Origin of the sequence: Pontibacter rugosus, assembly GCF_042678745.1 — a bacterium.
Classification (GTDB): Bacteria; Bacteroidota; Bacteroidia; order Cytophagales; family Hymenobacteraceae; genus Pontibacter; species Pontibacter rugosus.
This window is the reverse complement of record NZ_JBHTLD010000284.1, coordinates 1-5,135: the sequence shown is the minus strand read 5'-3', so window position 1 is coordinate 5,135 and position 5,135 is coordinate 1. Positions and strand designations below refer to the sequence as shown.

Here is a 5,135-nt window from a genome sequence, read left to right as displayed (position 1 = left end):
CGAGATAGCCAATTCTGCACATAAAGCTTCTGTGGAAGCGATACGCGACAAAATAGCTATTGAATGAGATTAGAGGAAGATATAGAATGGCCATGCCTACTGTTGTAGGTAAAGTGCATTCGCCACGGCAGGAATTAAAATTGTACTATGCATTCAAAATTATAATGGATATAAAGCCAAATCAGAAGTAGCATTGTTGCTTTAAATGAATTCAGAAAACTAAAAGATCAATGCTCTGCTTCCAAAGCGGAATTCTTCATCTTTTAAATAATAATCACCGCACTTTTGAAGTAATGTCAGGTTATCAAGTGTTATTTCCCAGTTAAAATTGTAGTTGCATAGAAAACTCAATACTGGTCCAAGAATTTCAGGTGTGGTGTCTCCTAAGGCTAATGAAATATGTGGCAGCCATAGTTTAGGGTTATAAAACACCCCCATTTCGCTACTCATTTCTGCTACATCCCGGTGCAGGCGAAAGTGAAACTGATTTAATTCCTGCGTTCTTAAAACAGGAATATAAACTACTGGATTTTCACCTGGAAAAATTCCTATGCCCGTTGTGCGTACTGTTAAATTGTGCAGGCCCATGCAAGTTTGCTCCAGGTATTGCTTTAGCTCTTCTGTATCCGGAATTTCGGCTGTCATGAGTGTAATGTGCGGGTAAGGAGTAATTTTAACTCCTTGAAGTCCAAATTTAATCTCAAGGTGTTCAGTTAATTCAGATACACGGGCAGAAGATTTAGTGTCTAAAAGTGAGGTTAGAGCGATCATAGTAAACGTGTTAAAGGCTCAAAAGCTGTTATAAGCATAAATTTTGTTAACGAGCTATACCTATTATAGTTTAAGTCTTGCTTCTATACTGCTTCCAATTTGTGCATACATCAAGCAACATAAATAAAAGTGTAAAGCGAGAGAAGTATGGAATTGAATCATTTATAACGAGGCCTATAACTCATTTCAGTAAAAGCTTTAATTCATGTCATAAGCATACTTGTTGTTTCTAAAGTACATCATGCACTATTTATGATGAAGCTATGTTTTTATGTGACGTTCAAAAATAAGTACCTTTGCCTTTCAAAGTATAAAGGAGCACATGATTTCCATTAACAACCTGAATTTCCATTTTGGCAGCCGACCAATGTACGAGGATGCCAATCTTCATATCAAACCTAAAGATAAAATCGGCCTTATTGGCTTGAATGGTACTGGTAAATCCACATTGCTACGCCTGATTGTAGGAGAGTACAAGCCAGACAGTGGCAGTATTCAAATGAGTAAGGAAACCACTATAGGCTTCCTGAACCAGGATCTGCTGAGCTATGAGACCCACGAAAGTATACTTTCTGTGGCCATGCAGGCCTTTGAAGAGGCTATTTTTCTGCAAAAGGAGATAGACAAGGTGCTGCTGGAGTTCGAGAACAACTTTCATGATGATCTTGTAGATAAACTGGCTTCCTTACAAGAGCGTTTCGAGGCTTTAGGGGGCTATACTATGCAAGCGGAAGCGGAAGCCATTTTAGAGGGATTGGGTTTCACTACGGATGAACTGCAGCAACCACTTGCCTCCTTTTCAGGTGGATGGCGTATGCGCGTTATGCTGGCCAAGATATTATTGCAGAAACCATCGCTCCTGCTGCTGGATGAGCCTACCAACCACCTGGACTTACCATCTATCAAATGGCTGGAAGCATACTTGGATCGCTTCGAAGGTTCTGTCGTAATCGTGTCGCATGACAGGGAGTTCCTGGACCGTACGACTAATATGATTGTAGAGGTATCAGGCGCAAAACTGAATGTGTATGCTGGTAATTATACCTTTTACCTGGAAGAAAAAGCCTTACGTAACGAAATACAGCAGGGCGCTTTTGAAAACCAGCAGGCGCAGATAAAACAGGCAGAACGGTTTATAGAGCGTTTTAAGGCAAAGGCAACTAAGGCGAAGCAGGCGCAAAGTCGCCAGAAAATGCTGGATAAAATGGACCGTATTGAAGAAGTGGCGCCAGATGCAGCAAAAGTTAATTTCAGTTTTAAGTTCAACATCCATCCCGGCAGGCATATTCTGCGACTGGAGCATATGAGCAAAAGCTACGGAGACAAGGTTATCTTTCAGAATACCAATGTTCATATTGAGCGTGGCGACAAAATTGCCCTGATTGGTGCGAACGGTAAAGGTAAGTCAACGCTGCTGCGCATTATTGCCGGTACCGAACCTATTCAAGGAAACAGGGAATTAGGGCATAATGTAATTCTCGCTTTTTATGCGCAGCATCAGCTCGAGTCGCTGAACGTAGAAAACGACATGCTGTCGGAGTTGCAGCAGGCTGGCTCTAAGAAAAGTGAAATGGAGTTAAGAACTATTCTGGGCTCTTTCCTTTTTACTGGCGATGAAGTTTATAAGAAGATAAAAGTTCTTTCCGGAGGTGAGAAAAGCCGTGTAGCCTTAGCCAAAACATTGATCTCAGAGGCCAATTTCCTTATGCTCGATGAACCGACCAACCACCTGGACATGCAATCAGTCAACATCCTTATACAGGCGTTAGAGCAATATGAGGGTACTTTTGTAGTGATCTCGCACGACCGTTACTTTGTAGAGAATGTGGCTACAAAAATCTGGTATATAGAAGACCATGAGCTAAAACAGTATCCAGGCACCTATCATGAATATGAGCAGTGGCAGGAAAAGCGTGAGAAAGAAGCTAAAAAAGAAATAGTTAGTGCCCCGGCTGCCAAAGAGGTGAAGCAGGTGCGTGAGAAAAGCGAGTATACCCAACTATCAAACCAACTAAAGCAACTAAACAAGCAGGTGAGTGAAGTAGAGAAAGCCATAGAGCGGTTGGAGCAGAAACTGGCATCTCAGGAAAAGCACTTGGCTGATCCGGCGATCTTCAGTGATGTGGCTAAGCTGCAGGAAGCTACACAGGCTTTTGATACGGTAAAAGCTGATTTAGATAAGAAGCAGCAGGAGTGGGAGGCGCTAATGCTGGAAGCTGAAGAGTTGGAGGCAAAGCTTAGCGATTAACAAAGCAAGACAATAAAATATAACAGCCCCATGTAGTTTTGTACTACCTGGGGCTGTTTATTTTCTATAGTTATTGGCTTATACAGGCAACTCCTAAGTATAAAGCCATACTTAGGAGTTTAATTCTACAAGTATTCCCTCATCTCCATAAAGGGTGATATTGCCTTCTACTGTGTCACCCTCCCGATCAAGATCGGTAGCTAAAACTATATTTCCTTTGTAGCTGTGCTTATCAGATTTTAAAATGCAAGGTTTATGCGACAGGTTTAGCAGCACTAAAAATTCCTTGTTTTCATACTTTCTGGTAAAAGATAGCAATGAAGCATGAGCGTGTACTGGAGCATAGTCTCCTATGTGTAAAGCTGGCTCCTGCTGTCGTAACTGAATTAATCGTTTGTAAAACGATAGCATTGAATAAGGTTCTTGCTGCTGTACTTCTACGTTAACTCGTTTGTAATCATAAGGCAGGCGAAGCCACGGCTTAGCCTCTGTAAAGCCAGCGTTTTCACTTTTGTCCCATTGCATCGGAGTTCGGGCAGGGTCTCTGCTCAAGTCTTTGTCCGGCATATTCAGGCCTTGTGGGTCCTGTACTTCATCGGGAGGAATAGGAACATCGCGCATACCCAGTTCATCCCCATAGTATAAAGTAGGAGTTCCTTTTAAAGTCAGCAGAAGCATGGCTGCTACTTTTGCCTGTGATAGGCCAAGTCTGCTGGTTATGCGTGGCTGGTCGTGGTTGCCAATTACCCAGTTTGGCCATCCATCTTCTGGTATCGCGCCTTCGTACTCATCTATATGTGAGCCTAAGCTGCGGGCTTCCCAATCTGAGGTAACAAGCATAAAGTTGAAAGGCAGGTGAGCTTCTTTACTTTCCTTGCCATAGTACGTAACAAGTTTATCTATTGGCAGGTAGATCTCGCCTATCATGACACGTTCCTCGTACTCATCCATCACCGCACGCATTTTTGCCACTACCTTGTGAACTTCAGGCTGGTCAGTGGAGTAAGCAGGTATCAGTTGCTCATAAGTAGCCTGGTGCGTTTTGTAATCAGTATTTTCAGGGTTGTTGCGTAGCTGCTTGTCCTTTATCATGTGCCACATCACATCTACCCTAAAACCATCTATACCTTTGTCCAACCAAAAGCGCATAATGTTAAACATCGCTTCCTGCACCTCAGGATTACGCCAGTTAAGATCTGGTTGCTCTTTCAGGAAGGCATGGTAATAATACTGCTGAGTCTTTTCATCCCACTCCCAGGCACTTCCCCCAAAAACGCTAAGCCAGTTATTAGGCTCTTTACCATCTTCGGCAGGATCCTGCCAAATGTACCAATCCCTTTTTGGGTTATCGCGTGAGGACCGTGACTCCAGAAACCAGGGGTGTTCGTTAGAAGTGTGGTTTGGTACCAGGTCCAGAATTAGTTTCATGTCTCTCTTGTGCACTTCCTCCAGCAGTTCATCAAAGTCCTCCATGCTACCAAAAAGGGGGTGTATACCACAATAGTCCGCAATATCATAACCGTAATCAGCCATTGGTGAAGGAAATATCGGAGAAATCCAGATGGCTTCCACTCCAAGCCACTTCAGGTAGTCAAGTCGTGTCTTAATACCTTTTAAATCACCAACACCATCATTGTTAGAATCTTGAAAAGAGCGAGGGTAAATTTGATAGATAATTCCTGATTGCCACCAAAGGTGCTGATGTTCTTGCTGCATAGTTTTCTGTTTTTTGCTGTTCGGTTCAATTTTACGTGTACGTGGTCAAGCTTTATGAGATATACCTTAACTAAGAGCATGTTTAAGATTCATGCTTTGCGCTGTAAGCTGCCTGTAACGGAACCTGGCTTCACGCTTTTCTCGCCCCATAGCGCTGCTATGAAGCTCTAAAACCGCTTTGCCAGAACCCTTCTCATTCAGCTTTCGCTTGCAAATACGAAATGTAATCAAGGTCTAAGCAAACTACCTTAACAACTTCCTGCTACTGGATCTTTTCTAGAATAATTTTGAACAAACTAAAATTAGCTTAAGTACTTCTGTGATATGTGCTATACTGTATAATGGGGGAAAATATTTTTGTATTATATATATAGAAAACCCTATGTATGGAGGCTGCAAC

General features: G+C 42.5%; 3 protein-coding genes. 1 reads left to right on the top strand and 2 read right to left on the bottom strand.

Translation table 11 applies throughout. The features are described 5' to 3' along the window. Positions 1–219: 219 nt before the first annotated feature. Positions 220–771, bottom strand: coding sequence for a 2'-5' RNA ligase family protein (locus tag ACFQ2O_RS19875; protein WP_377532164.1), 552 nt, complete (start codon positions 769–771; stop codon positions 220–222). 322 nt (positions 772–1,093) lie between these two features. Between ACFQ2O_RS19875 and ACFQ2O_RS19870 the strand changes: the two genes are divergently transcribed. Then, positions 1,094–3,019, top strand: a complete 1,926-nt coding sequence (locus ACFQ2O_RS19870; protein ID WP_377532161.1) for an ABC-F family ATP-binding cassette domain-containing protein — start codon at positions 1,094–1,096, stop codon at positions 3,017–3,019. Positions 3,020–3,130: 111 nt separating this feature from the next. Here ACFQ2O_RS19870 and ACFQ2O_RS19865 read toward each other — a convergent pair whose 3' ends face one another. After that, on the bottom strand, positions 3,131–4,735 hold the full coding sequence (locus ACFQ2O_RS19865) for an alpha-amylase family glycosyl hydrolase (RefSeq protein ID WP_377532158.1): 1,605 nt from the start codon (positions 4,733–4,735) through the stop codon (positions 3,131–3,133). Positions 4,736–5,135: the final 400 nt, after the last annotated feature.

What these genes read in the sequence shown, in the direction of transcription:
- ACFQ2O_RS19875 (WP_377532164.1), bottom strand. Translation starts at nt 771, where the DNA reads ATGATCGCTCTAACCTCACTTTTAGACACTAAATCTTCTGCCCGTGTA.
- ACFQ2O_RS19870 (WP_377532161.1), top strand. Translation starts at nt 1,094, where the DNA reads ATGATTTCCATTAACAACCTGAATTTCCATTTTGGCAGCCGACCAATG.
- ACFQ2O_RS19865 (WP_377532158.1), bottom strand. Translation starts at nt 4,735, where the DNA reads ATGCAGCAAGAACATCAGCACCTTTGGTGGCAATCAGGAATTATCTAT.